This window comes from Streptomyces sp. CB02980, from assembly GCF_014451325.2.
GTDB lineage: Bacteria > Actinomycetota > Actinomycetes > Streptomycetales > Streptomycetaceae > Streptomyces.
The window spans coordinates 114,492-135,022 of record NZ_JACSCH020000003.1; the positions used below are offsets into that span (position 1 = coordinate 114,492).

Sequence of the window (20,531 nt, forward strand, 5' to 3'; positions counted from 1 at the left end):
TCAGGCCCGCTGTCGCCGCGAGGGCAGGAACACACCCGCCACCACCGTGACCACCACCGTGCCGGCGATCAGTGCCGCCTGCTCGGGCGGCAGGTACGGCAGCCCGCCCGTGAGCGACCAGGCGAAGGCGGTCAGCGGCAGCGCGGCCACCACGACGCCGACGAGCAGGCCCGTGGCGGTCAGGAACCCCGCCTCCAGGCCGAGCATCCGGCGCAGCTGACCGGCCGACGCGCCCACCTGGCCGAGGAGGTGGAGTTCGCCGCGTCGTCCCGCGCCGATGAGGGTGAGGGTGCTGAGGACGGAGAGGAGCGTGAGGCCGCCGATCGCGGAGACGATCACGGCCGAGACGATGCCGTTGAGTTCGGCGCCCGGCGGACTCACCTGCTCGGGCACCGCGGAGGAACCCGCGGCCGCCTTCGCCGTGGACGCCAGTACGCGCGCGGGGTGCGGATCGCTCATGTGCGGGGCCAGTTCGGCCTTCGGAAGCAGGAACTCGCCGAGCGCGAGCGAGCGTTCGTAGACCGCCACCACCCGAAGCCTCTTCGGTGTGCCGTCCCCGAGCCGCAGTTCCACCGTCGAACCGGGACGCACGTCCAGCGAGTCGGCCATGTCCGAGCCGACCGCGACCGTGCCCGTACGGGCGAGTCCGGCCAGGTCACCCGCGACGACCCCGGGGTCGAGCGTGCCCGCCAGGCCCGCCGCGTCCACGCCGAGCACCGGAAGCCGGTCGAGGCGCGGCGCACCGGCCTCCGTGCGGGCCAGGACGACCGTCGAGCGCAGGACGTCCGTGGCCGCGTCGACCCCCGGCAGCCGCCTCACCCGCTCCGCCGTCGTGCCGCTGAGCGCGAGGTCCGCGGTCGTCGCCACCCGCGCCTGCTCGTCGGCGGCCCGCCCCATCGTCGTGCCCGCGGAAAGCTGCACGAGCGCGAAGGCGGTGACGAGGACGACCGGTACGAGCGCCGCCCCGAGGCGCCGCGAGTGGGCGCTCGCACCGGCGGCGGTCAGCCGTCCGGGCGCGCCGCCGAGCCGGCGGAAGGGCAGGTCCAGGACTTTCATCGCGGCACCGGCGATCCAGGGGCCGAGCACCGCGCACCCGGCGACCAGCGTCACCGTGGCCGCCCCGGCGGCGGCGCCGGCGGCCTCGCCGCCCTGGGCCGTGGCGGTGACGGCCGACGCCACGCCCAGCAGGATCAGCGCGATCCCGACGACCCGCCGCACGCCGCCCTTCCCCGGGCGCCCGGGCTGCCGGGCGGCGAAGAGGACGACGAGCCGGGTGATCCCCACGACCACGGCGGCGATCACGAGGGAGGCGGCGAACAGCCAGGGCGGGGAGGGGAGTTCGAGACCCTCGGGGACGACGCCGGTACGGGCCCGCAGCGCCGACCACAGCCCGAGGAACACCGGCACCGCCGCGACCGCGCCGCACAGCGCCGCGAGCCCCGCCACCCGGGTCACCTCCCGGCCGGCCGCCGCCCGGACCTGACGGGCCGTCGCGCCGACCGAGAGCAGCAACTCCCGCTCACCGGTCCGCTGCTGGAGCGCCTGCGCGACGAGCGAGGCGAGCACGAGTACGGCGACGAGGACGACGGTCCCCGAGACGGCCGCGAGGAGCTGGAGGAGCTCCATCCGCGCGGGCGCCGCGGCGAGGTGCTCGGGACCGCCCCGGCCGTCGCCCGTGAGCGCCCGGAGCGGCTGCCCCGAAGCGGTGTCCTTGAGTCCGGCCTCGTCCAGGGCCGCCCGCACGCGCGCGTGGAGGGTGTCCACGGGTACGCCGGGTTCGGCGATCACGCCGACGGCGTCGACCGAGCCTGGGTGCCCGGCGAGCCTCCGCGCCTCGGCCGCCGTGACGTACAGCGCGGCGGGCCCGTCGGCGAGGCCGACGACCCTCCGCCCGGCGACGGTGTCCCCGACCCGCGCCCCGGCACCGGAGCCCATGACGGCCTCTCCGGCGCCGCGCGGCGCGCGCCCGTCGACCAGCCGGTACGGGGCCAGCCGAGCCGCCTCCCAGGACCGCCCGGTGTACGCCTTCGGGTCCGCGGGACCGCCCGCGCCCGGCTCCCGTACGACGAAGGTGTGGTCCGGCACCGCGGCCCGGACCCCCGGGACCGCCCGCACCACGTCGACGGTCGCGCTCGGGATCCGTACCCGCTCGGTCAGACCGGCCGACGCTGTCTGCGTCTCGCTCCCCCACGGCTTCGTCGTCCAGCGGACCTCCTGGTCACCGGCGACGACGACGGACGCGGCGGCGTACCGCTCCACGCGCGCGTGGCCGAGACCCGCCGAGCCGGCGGCGAGGGCCAGGGCGCCGAGCAGCACGGAGGTGACGGCGACGGCGGCGAACACGGCCGTCCACGCCTTCCGGTGCGCTCGCAGGGAGCGGGCGGCGAGCAGCCGGACCGCGGGGTTCCCGAGCGGCTTCACCCGGCCACCGCCATCCGCCGGAACGGGTGGCTGGCGTGTGCGCCCGCCGTCGAGTACGCGCCCGCCGGGTGAGCACCCGTCGAGGGCCCGCCCGCCGCGTGCGCGCCCGGAAGGTGCGCGCCCAGCATCTCCCGTACCCCCGGCTCGTCCGGACGGTCGAGGCGCCCGGCGAGCCTGCCCCGGTCGAGGAACACGGCCTCGTCCGTCCAGGCGGCCGCCACCGGGTCGTGGGTGACGAGGACGACGGTGGTCCCCCGCTCGTCGACCGCGCGCCGCAGCAGGGCGAGGACGCCGGCCGCCGTGACCGGGTCGAGGGCGGCGGTCGGCTCGTCGGCGAAGACGACCTCGGGTTCGTTGACCAGGGCGCGGGCGATGGCCACCCGCTGGCGCTGGCCGCCGGACAGGTTCTCCGGCCTGTCCCCGGCCCGGTCCGCGAGGCCGACGGCCGCGAGACCGGCAAGGGCGCGGGCGTCGAGCTCCCGGCCCTCCCGGGCTCCGGCGAGGAGCAGCGGCAGGGTGACGTTCTCCCGCACGTCGAGGGCGGAGACGAGGTTCAGCGACTGGAAGACGAAGCCGATCCGGTCGCGGCGGAGCCGGGTGAGACCGGCCGCCTTCAGCGTGGCGAGGTCCGTGCCCCCGATCCGTACCGTTCCGGTCGTCGGCCGTTCGAGTCCCGCGGCGCACCGCAGCAGGGTGGACTTGCCGGAACCCGAGGGGCCCATCACGGCCACGAACCGGCCGCGCGGCACGGTCAGACTCACCCCGTCGAGCGCGGGGGCCCCGCGCCCGTGCGTCCGGCCCACCCCGTCGAGGGCGAGGGCCGCATCCAGGGCGCGGGCGGCACCGCTCTCCGTCACTGCAGTCGTCGTCATGCCGACAACGCTAGAAAAGTGCAGGTCAGCGCGGTATGGGGCTGGCTTCCCGGTTGGGGGTGGAGCTAGCTCCACCCCCAAGCAGGGGGGGGAGAGGATCAGCGGCGGCGCCGCGGGCCCTCGTCCTCGTCGTCGTGCGGGCCGAACAGCTCGTCCGCGAGCGTCGGCAGATCGTCGAGCGGGGTCTCCTCCGCCCAGTCGGAGCGGCGGCGGGGCCGGCCGTTCTCGTCGAGCTGGGGCAGCTCGCGGGTCCGGTCGTTCTCCCCCTGCGGCTGCTGCCGGGCGGGCCCGGCGTCCCGGAAGATGCCCTGCGGCACCCGGTCGACCGGGTCGGACGCCGGGATGTCCCGGACGGAAGGCAGCACGGCGGTCGACTCGGTGTCCCGTACGGGAGGCAGGACGGCGGTCTCATCGGCGGCGCGCTCCTCGCCGATCCGGGGCAGGACGCTCGTCTCCGCCTCCGGCTTCGTGATCCTCACGATCGGTGTGGCGACGGTGACCTCTTCGGGCGAGACGGTCGGCGCGGCCGGCTCGGCGGCCGGCTTCGCTTCCCGCGCACCGGCGGACGTTCCGGCCCGCGCCCCGCCCGACGTCCGCGCCTGCGTCGTGCTCGGCTTCGCGATCCGCGGATCCGGCTTCACGATCGGGGTCGCCTGGGTGACCTCGTTGGCCGAGAGCTCGACGGCCGCGGCCTCGGCGGCACGCGCGGCCCGCTCGGCGGCGGCGTTCGCCTCCGCCTCGGCCCTCTCCCGCGCGGCCTTCGCGTCGGCGGCGGCCTTCGCCTCCGCCGCCGCCTTCTTCTCGGCGGCGGCCCGTTCGGCGGTGGCCTTGGCCGCCTCCGCACGGAGGGCGGCGGCGGCTTCCGCGGCGGCACGCTCGGCCGCGGCGCGCTCCGCCGCGGCCTTGGCCACCGCCTCGGCCGCGGTCTTCTCGGCGGCAGCCTTCGCCGCGGCCTCCTCCGCCGCCTTCGCGGCAGCCGCGGCCTCGGCCATCCGGCGGGCCTCCTCGGCGCGGAGCAGGGCCTCCTCCGCCTTGCGCTGCTTCTCCAGGCGGCGTTCCTCCGCCTCGGCCCGCAGCCGGGCCTCCTCCTCGGCCTCCTTGCGGAGCCGCTCCTCTTCCTCCTTGCGGGCCTTCTCCTCGGCCGCGAGGCGCCTGCGCTCCTCCTCGGCCGCGAGGCGGGCCTCCTCGGCCTTGCGCCGGGCCTCCTCCGCCTGACGCTCGGCCTCCAGGCGGCGCGCCTCTTCCTCCTCGCGCCGCTTGCGCTCCTCCTCCTCGGCGCGGAGCTTGGCGAGCTGCTCCTGGCGCTCGCGCTCCAGTCGCTCCTCCTCGGCCTTGCGGGCGGCTTCCTCCTCGGCGCGGCGGCGCGCCTCCTCCTCGGCCTTCCGGCGGGCCTCCTCGACGGCCTTCACCTCGGCCTCGGAGAGCGGCAGCATCCGGTCGAGCCGGTGGCGTACGACGGTGGTGACGGCCTCGGGCTCCTGCCCGGCGTCGACGACGAGGTAGCGGCTGGGGTCGGCGGCCGCGAGGGCGAGGAATCCGGCCCGTACGCGCGCGTGGAACTCCGGCGGCTCGGACTCCAGGCGGTCGGGCGCCTCGGTGAACCGTTCCCTCGCGGTCTCCGGGGAGACGTCGAGGACCACGGTCAGGTGCGGGACGAGCCCGTCGGTCGCCCAGCGCGAGATACGGGCGATCTCGGTCGGGGAGAGGTCGCGGCCCGCGCCCTGGTAGGCGACGGACGAGTCGATGTACCGGTCGGAGAGGACGATCGCGCCCCGCTCCAGAGCCGGCCGGACCAGGGAGTCGACGTGCTCGGCGCGGTCGGCCGCGTACAGCAGGGCCTCGGCGCGGTTCGAGAGCCCGGCCGACGACACGTCGAGGAGGATCGAGCGGAGGCGCTTGCCGATCGGGGTGGCGCCGGGCTCGCGGGTGACGACGACCTCGTGGCCCTTGGCCCGGATCCACTCGGCGAGCGCCTGGACCTGGGTGGACTTGCCGGCGCCGTCGCCGCCCTCCAGGGCGATGAAGAAGCCGGTAGGGGAGGGCGCCTGCACCGGGTCGGAGCCGCGCAGCGCGTCGCGCAGGTCGCGGCGGAGCGGGACGCCCGCCCGGTCGTCGGTCTTCGCGAGGACGAGCGCGGCGACCGGCAGCAGCAGGGCGCCGATCAGGGCGAGCGTGAAGGCGGCGCCGCCGTGCTCGAAGAGGAAGGTCCCCGAGTCGGAGGCGAGCCGGTGCGGTCCGATCGCGGCCGCGAGCAGCGGCGCGGCGAGCGCGCCGATCGCCATGCCGACGCGGGCGGTGGCCTGGAGGTGCTCGGTGGTGCGGGCCCTGCGGGGCTCCTCGGTCTCCTGGTCGACGAGGGTGTGCCCGATGTTCGCGGCGACTCCGGCGGCGTATCCGGCGAGGACGGAGAGGAGCAGCACGGTCGCCGTGTCCGGCACCAGGCCCATCGCGATCAGCGCGACCCCGGTGACGGCGGTCGCGAGCGCGAGCAGCCGGCGCCGGGACAGGACGGGCAGGACCGAACGGGCGGTGCGGATGCCGACGGCGGTGGCGCCGCTGAGGGCGAGGACGAGCAGCGCGTACGTGACGGGCCCGCCGCCCAGGTCGTAGGCGTGGAGTACGGCGACGGACGCGGCCGCGGCGATGGCTCCGGCGACGGTGGCGCAGGTCAGGACGAGCAGCGAGAGGGCTCCGGTACGGCCCTTCTCGACGCTCCCCTCGGCGCCCTTGTCGGCGCCCTTCTCGGTCGGCCGGCGCAGCCCCTCCAGGGGCGAGCGGGGCCGGGGGGTGTCCCCGCCGGGCAGCGCCATCGCGTACAGGACGGTGACGGAGGCGGCGAACAGACCGGCGGCGACGTACGAGCCGAGGGCGGCCTGGTGCAGTGAGAACCAGTCGATTCCGGCGCCGAGCAGGTTGCCGATCAGGGTGGCGACGAGCAGGACGGCGGCCGCGGCGGGGACGGCGAGGAAGGCGGTGCGCTGGGAGAGCCGGCGCAGCGAACCGAGGTGGTCGGGCAGCGGTCGTACGGCCCCGCCCTCGATCGGCGGGGCGGGCAGCAGCGCGGGCGCGGCGCCCTCGCGGCTGATCGTCCAGAGCCGCTCGGCCGCACCGGTGACGAAGACGGTGCCGAGCAGGTACCAGAGGGCGCTGCCGGGGGTCCAGTCGATCCACAGCGGTGCGATGACGAGCAGCGCGATCCGGACGCCGTCGGCGCCGATCATGGTCCAGCGCCGGTCGAGCATGCCGCCGGGTCCGGTGAGCGCGGTCAGCGGGCCGAGAAGGACGGCTCCGAAGAGGACCGAGGCGAGCAGCCGGGCGCCCACGACGGCGGCCACGGCGAACGCGGCGCCCCGTTCACCCCCGCCGAGCGCGCCCTCGGTCACGGCGGCCTGGAGGCCGAGGAGGACGAGCACGAGCAGGGCGAGCGCGTCGCCGGTGCTGCCGACGAAGTGGGCGCTCCACAACCTGCGCAGCGGCTGATGGCGCAAGAGGGCGCGTACGGCACGCTCCCTGGAATCCGCGACGAGTGCGGCGTCGGAATCGCCGAGGCGGTCTGGCTGCTCTGCTCGCGTCATCCGTCCACCCTATCCGGACGGCCTTGCTCCCCGCGGCCTCCGCCCGAACATCCGGACGAGCCTGTGACAGGACGAACAGGAGAACGGAGGACGGGGGTGGAGGCAGCTGCCTCCACCCCCGTCGGAACCGTTCGTTCCCGGTTCGACTACTCCGGCTTCGCCGCCGCCGTCTTCTTCGCGGCGGTCGTCTTCTTGGCCGTCGTCGTCTTCTTCGCGGCCGTCTTCTTCGCGGCCGTCGTGGTCTTCTTCGCCGCGGCCTTCGTCGCGGTCTTCTTCGCGGTGGTCGCCTTCTTGGCCGGGGCCTTCTTGGCGGTCTTCTTCGCCGGTCCCTTGGCCCGCTTCTCCGCGAGCAGCTCGTAACCGCGCTCCGGCGTGATCGTCTCCACGCTGTCGTCGGTCCGCAGGGTGGCGTTGGTCTCGCCGTCCGTCACGTACGGGCCGAAGCGCCCGTCCTTGACGACCACGGGCTTCTCGCTGACCGGGTCGGTGCCCAGCTCCTTCAGCGGCGGCTTGGCCGCGGCCCGGCCCCGCTGCTTCGGCTGGGCGTAGATCGCGAGCGCCTCTTCGAGGGTGATCGAGAAGAGCTGATCCTCCTCGGTGAGCGACCGCGAGTCCGTGCCCTTCTTCAGGTACGGGCCGTAACGGCCGTTCTGCGCGGTGATCTCGACGCCCTCGGCGTCCGCGCCGACGACCCTGGGCAGGGACATCAGCCGGAGCGCGTCCTCCAGGGTGACGGTGTCGAGGGACATCGACTTGAAGAGGGAGGCCGTGCGCGGCTTCACCGCGTTCTTGCCGGTCTTCGGGGTGCCCTCGGGCAGGATCTCCGTGACGTACGGGCCGTAGCGGCCGTCCTTCGCGACGATCTGGTTGCCGCTGACCGGGTCGGCGCCCAGCTCGAAGTCGCCGCTCGGCTTGGCGAGCAGCTCCTCGGCGAGCTCGACGGTCAGCTCGTCGGGTGCGAGTTCCTCGGGGACGTCGGCGCGCTGGTGGCCCTCGGCCTCCTTCTCGCCGCGCTCGACGTACGGGCCGTAGCGGCCGACGCGGAGCACGATGTCGTTGCCGACGGGGAAGGACGAGATCTCCCGCGCGTCGATCGCGCCGAGGTCGGTGACGAGCTCCTTGAGGCCGCCGAGGTGGTCCCCGTCGCCGTTGCCGGCGTCCGCCGCACCGCCGGCGGCGGCCGTACCGCCCTCGGTCTCACCGAAGTAGAAGCGCTTCAGCCACGGCACGGACTTGGCCTCGCCGCGGGCGATGCGGTCGAGGTCGTCCTCCATCCGGGCGGTGAAGTCGTAGTCGACGAGCCGCCCGAAGTGCGTCTCCAGGAGGTTGACGACGGCGAAGCTCAGGAAGGACGGCACGAGGGCCGTGCCCTTCTTGAAGACGTAGCCGCGGTCGAGGATCGTGCCGATGATCGACGCGTACGTCGACGGGCGGCCGATCTCGCGCTCTTCCAGCTCCTTGACCAGCGAGGCCTCGGTGTAGCGGGCCGGCGGCTTGGTCGCGTGGCCGTCCACGGTGATCTCGTCGGCGGTCAGCGCGTCGCCCTGGGCGACCTGCGGCAGGCGCCGCTCGCGGTCGTCGAGCTCCGCGTTCGGGTCGTCGGCGCCTTCGACGTACGCCTTCATGAAGCCGTGGAAGGTGATCGTCTTGCCGGAGGCGCTGAACTCGGCGTCACGGCCGTCGGCGGCCCGGCCGCCGATCTTCACGGTGACCGAGTTTCCGGTGGCGTCCTTCATCTGGGAGGCGACGGTCCGCTTCCAGATGAGCTCGTACAGCCGGAACTGGTCGCCGGTCAGACCGGTCTCCGCCGGGGTGCGGAAACGATCACCCGAAGGGCGAATCGCCTCGTGCGCCTCCTGCGCGTTCTTGACCTTGCCCGCGTAGACGCGCGGCTTCTCCGGCAGGTAGTCGGCGCCGTAGAGCTGCGTGACCTGCGCCCGCGCCGCCGAGACGGCGGTGTCGGAGAGGATCGTGGAGTCCGTACGCATGTAGGTGATGAAGCCGTTTTCGTACAGCTTCTGCGCCACCTGCATGGTCGCCTTCGCACCGAAGCCCAGCTTGCGGCTCGCCTCCTGCTGGAGGGTGGTGGTGCGGAAGGGGGCGTACGGGGAGCGGCGGTACGGCTTCGACTCGACCGAGCGCACCGCGAACGCGGTGTCGGCGAGCGCGGCGGCCAGGGCGCGGGCGTTCGTCTCGTCCAGGTGGAGGACGCTCTCGCTCTTCAGCCGGCCGTCGGCACCGAAGTCACGGCCCTGCGCGACCCGCTTGCCGTCGACCGCCGCGAGGCGCGCGACCAGCTGCGAAGGGTCGGAGGAGTCACCGGTGCGGCCGGTGGCGAAGGTGCCGGTGAGGTCCCAGTACTCGGCGGAACGGAAGGCGATGCGCTCGCGCTCCCGCTCGACGACGAGGCGGGTGGCCACCGACTGGACGCGGCCCGCCGACAGCTTCGGCATGACCTTCTTCCACAGGACCGGCGAGACCTCGTAGCCGTAGAGGCGGTCGAGGATTCGGCGGGTCTCCTGGGCGTCGACCATGCGCTGGTTCAGCTCGCGCGGGTTGGCGACGGCCTCGCGGATCGCGTCCTTGGTGATCTCGTGGAAGACCATCCGGTGGACCGGGACCTTGGGCTTCAGGACTTCCTGGAGGTGCCACGCGATGGCCTCGCCCTCGCGGTCCTCATCGGTGGCGAGGAAGAGCTCGTCGGATTCGGCGAGGAGCTCCTTGAGCTTCCTGACCTGCGCCTTCTTGTCGGCATTGACGACATAGATGGGCTGGAAGTCGTGCTCGACGTCGACGCCGAGGCGGCGCACCTCACCGGTGTACTTCTCGGGCACCTCGGCGGCGCCGCTGGGGAGGTCTCGGATGTGCCCGACGCTCGCCTCGACGACGTAGCCGGGGCCGAGGTAGCCCTTGATCGTCTTCGCCTTGGCAGGCGACTCGACGATGACGAGTCGGCGGCCGCCGTGTGCGGCTTCGCTGGTCGGGGACAACTTCGCTCTTCTCTCCGGATCGACACTCTCTGGCACGTACGGCGCTGGCACGCACGGCAGCGGCACGGACGGTGACGCTCCCGTCGCTGCGGAGTGTGACGGTACAACCCGCCCCCGTGTCAAACGGCGAAAGCCCGCAACGGCCACTCGAACGGTAACCCGAGTCCTGGCATTCCTGCCGCCCGGACTCCCGGTCGGGCGGGGCGCGAAAGGATCGGGAGGGGCTCGGGGAAGGATCAGAAAGGGCTCGGGGAAGGGGTCGGGAGGGGGTCGGGGAGGCGTCAGACGCGGCCGAAGCACCAGATGCCGAGGGCGAGGGAGGCGAGGCCGAAGAGGCTCGTCAGCGCGACGGCGGCCCGCGGGGCGACCCCGTGGGCGACGGGCTCACGGTGCAGTGTCCGCACGGTGGTCCACAGCAGCAGCGCGCCTCCGAACAGCGTGAACGCCGCCCCCGCGAAGATCGCCGGCCCGCTCTCCATGCCCGTACCCCGTTCCGTTCACGTGCGGTGTTGGTCTCCCGCCGCCGAGGCTGACACCTCCCGGCGTCGTAGGTGCGAATTCCGGGTGAACGACGCGGAGCATCCCGTACGGTTTCACGAAGATGGCCGGTAGTGACCCACTCGTCACTTCTCGCAGTTCTCGCCCGGCTCGGCCGGCTTGCCCGTCTCTTCTGTCACATCGTGTCGAGGGTGGCCCGGCGGCGGCTGCCCCGCTCGAAGACACCGAGCAGGACGACGGCGAGTAGCCCCCAGCCGGCGCCCACGGCGAGCTCGGCCCCGAGCAGCGCGCCGTCGAGACCGCCGCCGGCGGTCAGCCCGCGCGCCGCGTCCGCCGCGTGCGTGAGCGGCAGCAGCTCACCGGCGGCCCGCATCCACTCCGGCAGCGTCTCCCGCGGTACGGCCGCGCCGGTCAGCAGGAGCAGTACGGAACTGGCCACGTTCGACACCAGGAACACATCCCGGAAGCGGAGTCCGAGCGCGCCGAGCGCGAGCCCGAACGCCGAGCAGGCGCCGGCCGCGACGAGCAGGACGAGGCCGAGACCGGGCAGCGCCCCGGCCGGCACGGGCAGCCCGAGGACGAGCGAGGCGGCGGTGAGCACGAAGGCGCTGACGAACAGCCCGTTGAGCACGTACGGCAGGGCGCGCCCGATCCACAGCGGGACCCGGTGCCGGGGCGAGAGCAGGACCGCGCCGAGCGTGCCGTACCGGCGCTCGTTGGCGACGGCCATCGTGCCGCCGTACACGCAGGAGGCGGAAGCCGCGAGGACGGCGTTCCCCACGAGGTGGAAACGGTCGTCGGCGACCCCCAGTTCACGCCCCAGAAAGACGAAGAAGAAGACCTGGAGAAGCGGCCCGACCAGCAGGGTTCCGATGAACATCGGCGGGGTCGTCCAGTTGAAGAGGGCCCGGTAGGAGATCGCCCCGCCGACGACGACGAGCCGCGCGGTGCCGAGGAAACGGAACATGGTTGTCGTGCCTCTCGAAGGTCGGGTGAGGGTTCTCGTCGGTCGGGTGACGGGCCGTCGGCCGGGTGCGGGTGCTCGTCGGTCGGGTGACGGGCCGTCGGTCGGGTGGGGGTTCTCGTCGGGCGGGTGACGGGCCGTCGGCCGGGTGCGGGTGCTCGTCGGTCTCACGTGAGGGCGAGGGTCGCGGCGGCGCGCGCCCGGCGCTCCACCCGCCCGAGGACGAGGACGGCGGCCAGGGCGTACCCGGCGCCGAGCGCGGCGGCGGCCGCCAGCGGGGTGAGCACGTCGCCGCCTGAGGTCGCCGCGTGCACGGCCCGCGCGCCCCAGGTCGTGGGCAGGGCCCAGGAGACCGGATGGGTCCAGGCGGGCAGCACGGTGACGGGCACGAGCAGCCCGGAGAGCAGCCAGACGGGGGTGTCGAGCGGGTTGGCGAGCGCGTTGGCGTTGCGCAGCAGGACGAACGTGGCGGCGAGCAGCAGCCCGGTCATGCCGAGCGCGAGGACGCAGACCGGTACCGCGATCAGGAAGAGCAGCGGGTGCGCGAAGTCCAGGGGCACGTCGAAGAGCAGGACGCCCCACAGGACGGTCGCGCCCATCGCGTACGTGCCGATGACGGCGGTCGCCAGGGTGATCGGGAGCAGGACGAGCGCGAGCGGCGTCGGCGCGACGACGAGGGTCTCCAGGGTGCCGAGCCAGCGCTGGTTCTGCACCGCGCCGCCCGAACCGAAGAGCACCGAGCCCCAGATGCCCATGAGTCCGGCCCCGACGGAGGCGGTCAGCAGCCGGTCGGGGTCCCCCGCGGCGCGGAACAGATAGACGGCGAGGGTCGCGTAGACGAGGGGGACGAGCACGGCGAAGGTGATCTCGATCGGGGAGCGCGACATGTACGAGACGTGCGTACGGACTCCGACGAGGATCAGCCGCGGGACGCGCCGCGGGTCGACGGTACGGCCGCTCATACCGGCGTCACCTCCTTCGCGGCGCCCGCCGTGTCCTCCACGATCGCGATGTAGGCGTCCTCCAGGGACGGTTCGCGGCTGGTGACCCGGCCGATCCGTACGCCGTCGAGCGCGGCGAGGACCGGTCCGTGGAGTTCGGCGGCCCCCCGTCCGGTCTGCACGGTCACGGTCTGCAGCGCGCCCCGGTCCTCGGCGGACACGCCCCGCACGCCCGGCACCCGCCGCAGCCTGTCGAGCCGCTCGTCGTCGACTCCGTACGCCTCGATCTCCAGCACATCCCGGTCCCGTACGCGGGACTTGAGGCTGTCGGGGGTGCCGAGGGCGCGGATCCGGCCGCCCGCGATGACGGCGATCCGGTCGCAGAGCTCGTCCGCCTCGGCCATGTAGTGGGTGGTGAGCAGGACGGTCGTCCCGGCGGCGGCCAGGTCGGCGACCGTGCGGCGAAGGTCGCGGGCGGCGACGGGGTCGACGCCGATGGACGGCTCGTCGAGGAAGAGGACGTCGGGGCGGTGGAGCAGCCCGCGGGCGATGTGGAGGCGCTGCCGCATGCCGCGCGAGTAGCCCTCGACGCGCTCCTTCTCCCGGCCCAGGAGCCCCACCAGGTCCAGGAGTTCGGCGATGCGGCGCTTCTGCTCGCGGGCGGGGACGGCGTACAGCTCGGCGAAGTAGCGGAGGTTGTCGAGCGCGGAGAGCCGGTCGTACAGGCCCCGGTCGCCGCCGAAGACGTACCCGATCCTGCGGCGTACGGCGACGGGGTCGCGGGCGACGTCGTGGCCGAACACCCGGGCCGTGCCGGAGGTCGGCAGGAGCAGGGTGTTGAGCATCTTGATGGTGGTGGTCTTCCCGGCGCCGTTGGGCCCGAGGAGCCCGAACAGCTCCCCGGGCGCCACGTCGAACGTGACGCCGCGGACGGCCTCGGTCTCGGTCCGCCGGGACTTCGGCCACCCGGTCCTGCCGGTGAAGGTGCGGCGCAGCGCGTCCGCCTCGATTGCGAGCATGCGCCGGACGGTAGGAGCCCGGGGAGGGGCGCGGCCATCGATTCGGAACGCCCCGAATCGTCAGGCCACGGCCGGCCGTCGGGCCACGGCTTCGCGTCGGGCCGGCCTGTCGTAGGACCGGCCTGGCTTCAGGCCACGGCCGCGAGGACGCCCTCCCCGGCGAGCAGCGCCAGCAGCGAACGGCCGGTGTCCGTCAGCTGGTAGTACACCGAGCGTCCGACCCGGTGGCGGGTCACGACACCCGCCTCCGCGAGCACCGACAGGTGCTCGGAGACCGTGCTGGGCGCGAGGCCGAGGCGGTCGGCGAGGCCCGCCGTGGTCAGCGGCCCGCCCAGCTCGCGCAGGACCGCCGCCCGGCCGCGGCCGAGCATCAGCCCGAGCCGGTCCTCGGCGACGGGCTCGGGCGGTTCGCGCAGGGCGCCGGCGCCCCGGGCCTGGAAGCTGAGCGCGAACACCTCGGGGTCGTCCGTCGAGTACAGCCGGCAGCCCTCGGCGAAGACCAGCGGCACGAGGACGAGACGCCGCTCGCCCGGCGCGTACTCCGCGTCGATGTGCTTGGTCAGTTCGAGTACGGGCGGCTGCCACCGTCCCCGGGCCTCCAGGCCGGTGAACAGCGCGTCGACGCCCTCGGTCGCGAACGTCCTGGCCCGGACGAGCACTTCGTCCTCGACGAGCCGTCGCATCGTCGGCCAGTACGGCTCGATCGCGCCCTCCCAGTAGGCCGCGTACGCGTCGGCGAGCGCCGCGCAAGCGGCCTCCGGGTCCTTCAGATAGGGCTGCACGAAGGGCGCGTCGGCCATGCCGGGGTAGCAGACGGCCACCTGGGCGCGGACGAACTCCGGGTCGGTGGCCCGCAGCGCGGCGAGCTCCTCGTGGACGTGGACCGTGCCGAACGGCCGGGGCAGCAGGAAGTCGGAGACCACGTACCGTCCGTCGGCGAACAGGTCCCACAGCGGCCGGAGCCGGTCGTCCTCGCGCCACACCTCCCGTGCCTGCCCGACCCACTCCTGGTACGGCCAGGAGGGGTGGCGGCGCGGCAGCGCGAGGTGCATCGAGCAGAACGCGTCCCGCAGCGGGCTGATCGCGATCCGGGTCGACCCGAGCGAGACCTCGTCCAGCTCGATCCGTATCAAGCGCCGTCCCCTCCCGCGGCCGGCGCGCCGTCCCCGTCCCCGACGGGCAGCAGGAAGCCCTCCTCCACGAGCAGCCGGATCGCCTGCGGGGTGCGGTCCCGCAGTATCACCGGGTCCTCGCCCATCAGCTGCCCGATCGCGTCGAGGATGCGGCCCGCGCTGAGGGTGCCGTCGCAGACCCCGGCGAACCCGGCGCCGACGTGATCGACCCGGGTGGCACGGCGCATGCCCCGGTTCTGCCGGAGCACGACGTGCTCCGGGTCCTCGGCGCCGGGGAGTCCGACCTGCTCCTGCACGACCTCGGGCGCGAGCGCGAACCGGTCGGCGAGGAGGGCCGCGTCGTCGTGGGAGCGGAGATAGTCCTGGCGCTCGAAGTGGGCGAGGACGGTGGGGCCGAGCGGCTGCTCGACGGGGTGCGGCCACTCCTCGGCCACGATCGACGGCTCGACGGCGCCGGACGCCACGGCCTCGTTCCGCCGGATCGTGATCCAGCCGAAGCCCACCGCGCGCGTCTTGCGGGCCTCGAACTCGTCGAGCCAGCGCCCGTACGCCTCGCCGTACGCCTCCGGGTCGCCGCGGTGGTCACCGCTGTCGCGCAGCCACAGCTCGGCGTACTGGGTGATGTCCTGGACCTCGCGCTGCACGATCCAGGCGTCGCAGCCCGCGGGCACCCAGGACCGCAGCCGGTCCTGCCACTCCTCGCCCTCGACGTGCTGCCAGTTGGCGAGGAACTGGGCGTATCCGCCGTCGTTGAGCCGGTCTCCCGCCTGCTGCACGAGCGTGCGGCACAGGTCGTCGCCGCCCATCCCGCCGTCCCGGTAGGTGAGCCGGGCGCCGGGGGAGATCACGAACGGCGGGTTGGAGACGATCAGGTCGTACCTGTCCCCGTCGACCGGCTCGAAGAGCGAGCCGGTCAGCAACTCGGCCTCCCGGGCCCCGGAGAGCGCGAGGGTGAGCCGCGTGAAGTCCAGGGCGCGCGGGTTGAGGTCGGTGGCCGTGACCAGGGTGGCGTGCTGGGCGGCGTGCAGCGCCTGGATGCCGGAGCCGGTGCCGAGGTCGAGCGCGGAGGACACCGGCGTACGGACCGTGATCCCGGCGAGGGTGGTGGAGGCACCGCCGACGCCGAGGACGACCCCTTCGTCCTTCTTCCCGATCCCGCCGGCTCCGCCGACGGCGCAGCCCAGGTCGGAGACGATGAACCAGTCCTCGCCGTCGGGCCCGCCGTACGGCCGGATGTCGACCGTGGCGGAGACGGTGTCGTCCTCGCGGACCACCCAGCCGTCGGTGAGGGCCTCGTCGAGCGGGAGCGCGGCGGCGGCCCGCTCGTGCCCGACGCCCTGCTGGAGCAGGAAGAGCCGGACGAGGGTCTCCACCGGGGAGTCACCGCGGGTGGCGCGCAGCGCGGGCACGGTCTCGCTGCGCGCGAGCGCGGCGTAGGCCGGGGCGCCGAGCAGGTCGAGGAGTCCGTCGGCGGTGAAGTCGGCGGCGAGCAGCGTCTCGCGCAGACGGGCGGCGTGCGCGGGCACCGGGAGGCGGGGAGGCAGGCTGGTCGTACTCACCGCTCCATTGTGACCGCCGCCACCGACAACCGGGCAGCCGACCCGGCGGCGGGCATCGACGGACCCGGCCGAGGACGGCCGTCGCCCCGGCGGCACATGGCGGATCGCCGCTGCCACCGGGTCCGGGCGGGGCACCCCGGGCGGGATGGCCCGAGCCGGACGGCCTGGCCGGACGGCCCTGACCGGACGGCCCGAGCGGGATGCCCCGGGCGGGACTACTCCTCGGTCTTGGCCGACGAGGTCTTCTTGGCCGGCTTCGTCGAGGCCTTCCCCTTGGGCTCGGAGGAGTCGGGCGAGTCCGAGGAGTCCGAGCCCTTGTCGGCGGAGCCGGAGGCGGTGGAGCCGGGCTTCGGGGACGCCGAGCCGCCGGCCTTCGGCGGGGTCGAGGCCGTGGGCTTCTGGCAGCCGGGCTGCTTGGCCATCGCCTGGCCCAGCTCGCCCTCCTCCAGCTTGGACAGGGCGTTCTGGTCCATCTTCTCGATCTTGGTCAGACCGTCGGCGACACCCTGGAGGCCGTCCGCGAACTTCTGCTGGTTCGTCGGGTCCAGCGCGTCGACCTGCTTCTTGAGGCCCTCGTAGGCCAACGCGGTCGCGTTGAGCTCCTTGATCGCGTCCTGCTGGACCTTCTCGCCGTTCTCGACGGGCGGGGCGCCGGCGCTCTCGACGGCCTTGGCCATCGCCCGGTCGGCGTCCGCGATGTCCTGGAACGCCTTCGAGTCGGCCGCCTGGATCTCGGCGGGCTTGCTGTCGGCGGCCGTCGAGATGATGATCTGGTGGGCGTCGGCCCGCTTCTGGATCTGGGGCTTGGCCTGGTCGCAGAACGTCTTCGCCCAGTCGTCCACCTTGTTGCCCTCGTCGTCGCTGCAACCGGACAGCGCGAGCACGAGTACCGCGCCGCCGGACAGTGCGGCCGCAAGCTTCTTGTTCACCGGATCGGTCCCTTCCAAGGCTCTCGGCCCCGGAACATACACGCCGAACGGGCTACTTCCACCTTTCGTGCGACCGATTCACCCCGTATTGCAGTCTTTTGACCCAAGGGAGAGACCTCTCACGCGACCCCGACGCGCCCGGGAATGAGACGGACACCACGTACGGAGCCGGTACGGACGTCACGCGCGGAACCCGTCCGGACGTCACGTCAGGACACCGTCACGGAACGCCTCTTGGAGACCCGTACGGCGGCGATGACGACGATCAGCGCGACCCCCGCGACCGCCGCCCGGAGCCCGGCGCTGGCGTCGCCCCCGTAGCTGAACCGCACGACCGCCGGGGCGATGAGCAGCGCGACCAGGTTCATCACCTTCAGGAGCGGGTTGATCGCCGGCCCCGCCGTGTCCTTGAACGGGTCGCCGACCGTGTCCCCGATGACGGTCGCCTCGTGCGCCTCGCTGCCCTTGCCGCCGTGGTTCCCGTCCTCGACCAGCTTCTTCGCGTTGTCCCAGGCGCCACCGGAGTTGGCGAGGAAGACGGCCATCAGGGCGCCCGTGCCGATCGCGCCGGCGAGGTACGCGCCGAGCGCGCCGACGCCGAGCCCGAAGCCGACCGCGATCGGGGCCATCACCGCGAGCAGCCCGGGCGTGGCGAGTTCGCGCAGCGCGTCCTTGGTGCAGATGTCGACGACCCGTCCGTACTCGGGCTTCTCGGTGAAGTTCATGATCCCGGGGTGCTCGCGGAACTGCCGCCGCACCTCGTAGACCACCGATCCCGCCGACCGGGACACGGCGTTGATCGCGAGCCCCGAGAAGAGGAACACGACCGCCGCGCCGAGGATCAGGCCGAAGAGGTTGTTGGGCTGGGAGATGTCCATCGAGAGGGTCAGCTCGTTCGCCTTCGCGCCGACCTCGGCGACCGAGGTGGCGATGGCGTCCCGGTACGAGCCGAACAGCGCCGCGGCCGCGAGGACGGCGGTCGCGATGGCGATGCCCTTGGTGATGGCCTTCGTCGTGTTGCCGACGGCGTCCAGATCGGTGAGGACCTGGGCTCCCGCTCCCCGCACGTCCCCGGACATCTCCGCGATGCCCTGGGCGTTGTCGGCGACCGGGCCGAAGGTGTCCATGGCGACGATCACGCCGACGGTGGTGAGCAGGCCCGTACCGGCGAGTGCGACCGCGAACAGCGCGAGCATGATCGAGGAACCGCCGAGCAGGAACGCCCCGTACACGGTGAGGCCGATCAGGAGCGCCGTGTAGACGGCGGACTCCATGCCCAGGGCCACGCCCGCGAGGACGACGGTCGCGGGGCCGGTGAGCGAGGACTTGCCCACGTCCCTGACCGGCCGGCGGCTGGTCTCCGTGAAGTAGCCGGTGAGCTGCTGGATGAGCGCGGCGAGGACGATGCCGAGGGCGACGGCGACCAGCGCGAGGACCCGGGGATCACCGGCGTGGTCGTGGATGCCCGGCTCGGTGACGCCCTCGAGCTCGGCGTAGGAGGAGGGCAGGTACACGAAGGCGGCGACGGCGACTCCGGCGAGCGAGATCACGGCGGAGACGAGGAATCCGCGGTTGATCGCGCTCATCCCGCCGCGGTCGGAGCTCCGCGGGGAGACGGCGAAGATGCCGATCACCGCGGTGATCACGCCGATCGCGGGCACGATCAGGGGAAACGCCAGGCCGTAGTCGCCGAAGGCCGCCATGCCGAGGATGAGCGCGGCGACCAGGGTGACGGCGTACGACTCGAAGAGGTCGGCCGCCATGCCCGCGCAGTCGCCGACGTTGTCGCCCACGTTGTCGGCGATGGTGGCCGCGTTGCGCGGGTCGTCCTCCGGGATGCCCTGCTCGAGCTTGCCGACCAGGTCGGCGCCGACGTCGGCGGCCTTGGTGAAGATGCCGCCGCCCACGCGCATGAACATGGCGATGAGCGCGGCGCCGAGTCCGAATCCCTCCAGGACCTTGGGCGCGTCGGCGGCGTAGACGAGCACGACGCACACGGCCCCGAGCAGTCCGAGGCCCACCGTGCACATGCCGACGACCCCGCCGGTACGGAACGCGATCCGGGTGGCCCGGTGGGCCACCTCCGTCAGGTTCTTCTCGGGTTCGCCCTCGGTCGGGGTGGCCTCCCGGGCGGCGGCGGCGACCCGCACATTCGCCCGTACGGCGAGCCGCATGCCGATGTACCCGGTGACCACCGAGAAAAGCGCCCCGACCAGGAAGAACAGGGAGCGTCCGGCGCGCTGCGACCAGTTGTCGGCGGGCAGCAGCATCAGCAGGAAGAACACGACGACCGCGAAGACGGCGAGGGTCCGCAGCTGCCGCGCGAGGTAGGCGTTGGCCCCCTCCTGCACGGCGGCGGCGATCTCCCTCATCCTCTCGGTGCCCTCACCGGCCCTGAGCACCTGGCGGACGAGGAGCCGCGCGACGACCAGCGCGGCGAGGGCGACGGCGCCGACGACGTACACGATCGTCCGGTTCCCGCTCGTGAGCACCGCCGCGGCGAGAGATGTGGGGTACATGGGGACGGATCATAGGGAGACAAACCGGCACGTACGGGGATGCCGGAAACCCCCGCGCGGATGCACCAATCAGGGGGCGGGTTTCGGGGCGGACTGGTTCGGTGGGCCGCGTCGGGGGCGGGTGTCCGCGGGGCGGGGTCGGGGGCGGGGGGTCGGACGGCGGCCGGTTTCCGCGCAACGAGAAGAGGCCCTGCGGGGCAGGGCCTCTTCTCGTTGCTCTTCGTGGCTCCGTTCGGGTCAGGACAGGACGTCGGCCGAGCTCACCGGCCAGCTCATCCGGATGGTGCCGCCGTCCTCGCCGGCGCTCACCTCGACATCGTCGACGAGCCCACGGATCACCGCGAGCCCCATCTCGTCCTCACCGTCGGCGTCGTCGAATTCCTCGGCCGGGGCCGCGGCCCGCGCGCCGGGGACACCGGCGGCATCGGCCGCCGCGACCCCGGCACCCGGGACCTCGTCGCCGACCTCGATGGAGAACGTCTTCTCCTCCTCGGTCAGCACGACCCTGATGGGCGTCGTCACGTCGTTGCTGCGGTGCAGCCCGACGGCACGCGAACACGCCTCGCCGACGGCGAGCCGCACCTCGTCGAGGACCGCCTCGTCCACCCCGGCCCGGCGCGCGACCGCGGCCGCCACCAGGCGGGCCGTACGGACGTGCTCGGGCTGAGCGCTGAAGCGGAGTTCAACGGTGGCCATACGAACCCCCTGGGCTCAGTCGACGGCGTTGACGGCCTCGTCGACCGAGGTGTGGATCGGGAACACCTTGGTGAGACCCGTGATCCGGAAAATCTTCAGAATGCGCTCCTGGTTGCAGACCAGACGCAGCGAGCCCTCATGGGCACGAACGCGCTTCAGGCCGCCGACGAGCACACCGAGGCCGGTGGAGTCGAGGAAGTCCACGCCCTCCATATCGACAACCAGGTGGTAGCTGCCGTCGTTCACCAACTCGACCAACTGCTCGCGCAGCTTGGGCGCGGTATACACATCAATCTCGCCACCGACCTCGACGACCGTACGGTCACCACCAGCGCCGGACACATTGCGAGTCGACAGGGACAGGTCCACGGATCCTCCAGCACCTTGCTATCGAACGATCGTCCCCACTGGGTCT

Annotated in this window: 14 protein-coding genes; all 14 read right to left on the reverse strand. The window is 73.5% G+C overall.

The window, feature by feature from the left end:
* The 14 genes from E0F75_RS07420 to E0F75_RS07485 all read right to left on the reverse strand — a co-directional run bounded on the left by E0F75_RS07420 (position 1) and on the right by E0F75_RS07485 (position 20,485).
* Positions 1 to 2,421, reverse strand: coding sequence for an FtsX-like permease family protein (locus E0F75_RS07420; protein WP_187621718.1), 2,421 nt, complete (start codon positions 2,419 to 2,421; stop codon positions 1 to 3).
* Entirely contained in the window at positions 2,418 to 3,293 is an 876-nt protein-coding gene (locus E0F75_RS07425; protein ID WP_229312575.1) for an ABC transporter ATP-binding protein, read from the reverse strand. The genes E0F75_RS07420 and E0F75_RS07425 overlap by 4 nt, the downstream gene beginning before the upstream one ends.
* A 98-nt stretch (positions 3,294 to 3,391) precedes the next feature.
* Positions 3,392 to 6,868: a dTMP kinase gene (gene tmk, locus E0F75_RS07430; protein WP_187621719.1), complete on the reverse strand. Its 3,477-nt coding sequence runs from the start codon at positions 6,866 to 6,868 to the stop codon at positions 3,392 to 3,394.
* A gap of 146 nt (positions 6,869 to 7,014) precedes the next feature.
* On the reverse strand, positions 7,015 to 9,858 hold the full coding sequence (topA, locus tag E0F75_RS07435; protein WP_187621720.1) for a type I DNA topoisomerase: 2,844 nt from the start codon (positions 9,856 to 9,858) through the stop codon (positions 7,015 to 7,017).
* Between the two features lie 281 nt (positions 9,859 to 10,139).
* Positions 10,140 to 10,337, reverse strand: coding sequence for a hypothetical protein (locus E0F75_RS07440; RefSeq protein ID WP_187621721.1), 198 nt, complete (start codon positions 10,335 to 10,337; stop codon positions 10,140 to 10,142).
* A 194-nt stretch (positions 10,338 to 10,531) separates the two neighbouring features.
* Positions 10,532 to 11,323 carry an ABC transporter permease gene (locus E0F75_RS07445; RefSeq protein WP_187621722.1) on the reverse strand — a complete coding sequence of 264 codons (792 nt, stop codon included), beginning with the start codon at positions 11,321 to 11,323 and terminating at the stop codon, positions 10,532 to 10,534.
* A 164-nt stretch (positions 11,324 to 11,487) separates the two neighbouring features.
* Positions 11,488 to 12,282, reverse strand: coding sequence for an ABC transporter permease (locus E0F75_RS07450; RefSeq protein ID WP_187621723.1), 795 nt, complete (start codon positions 12,280 to 12,282; stop codon positions 11,488 to 11,490).
* A complete protein-coding gene (locus E0F75_RS07455) occupies positions 12,279 to 13,280 on the reverse strand; it encodes an ABC transporter ATP-binding protein (RefSeq protein ID WP_187621724.1) in 1,002 nt (333 codons plus the stop codon). The genes E0F75_RS07450 and E0F75_RS07455 overlap by 4 nt, the downstream gene beginning before the upstream one ends.
* Positions 13,281 to 13,408: 128 nt before the next feature.
* Positions 13,409 to 14,413, reverse strand: a complete 1,005-nt coding sequence (locus tag E0F75_RS07460; RefSeq protein ID WP_187621725.1) for a helix-turn-helix transcriptional regulator — start codon at positions 14,411 to 14,413, stop codon at positions 13,409 to 13,411.
* Positions 14,410 to 15,972: a class I SAM-dependent methyltransferase gene (locus tag E0F75_RS07465; protein WP_187621726.1), complete on the reverse strand. Its 1,563-nt coding sequence runs from the start codon at positions 15,970 to 15,972 to the stop codon at positions 14,410 to 14,412. The genes E0F75_RS07460 and E0F75_RS07465 overlap by 4 nt, the downstream gene beginning before the upstream one ends.
* 215 nt (positions 15,973 to 16,187) lie before the next feature.
* On the reverse strand, positions 16,188 to 16,901 hold the full coding sequence (locus tag E0F75_RS07470; protein ID WP_187621727.1) for a small secreted protein: 714 nt from the start codon (positions 16,899 to 16,901) through the stop codon (positions 16,188 to 16,190).
* A 209-nt stretch (positions 16,902 to 17,110) separates the two neighbouring features.
* Entirely contained in the window at positions 17,111 to 19,420 is a 2,310-nt protein-coding gene (locus tag E0F75_RS07475) for a sodium-translocating pyrophosphatase (protein ID WP_187621728.1), read from the reverse strand.
* A gap of 237 nt (positions 19,421 to 19,657) precedes the next feature.
* Positions 19,658 to 20,116, reverse strand: coding sequence for an ATP-binding protein (locus E0F75_RS07480; RefSeq protein ID WP_187621729.1), 459 nt, complete (start codon positions 20,114 to 20,116; stop codon positions 19,658 to 19,660).
* A gap of 15 nt (positions 20,117 to 20,131) precedes the next feature.
* Complete coding sequence (locus tag E0F75_RS07485; protein ID WP_015034520.1) at positions 20,132 to 20,485, reverse strand: STAS domain-containing protein; 354 nt, start codon at positions 20,483 to 20,485, stop codon at positions 20,132 to 20,134.
* Positions 20,486 to 20,531: the final 46 nt, after the last annotated feature.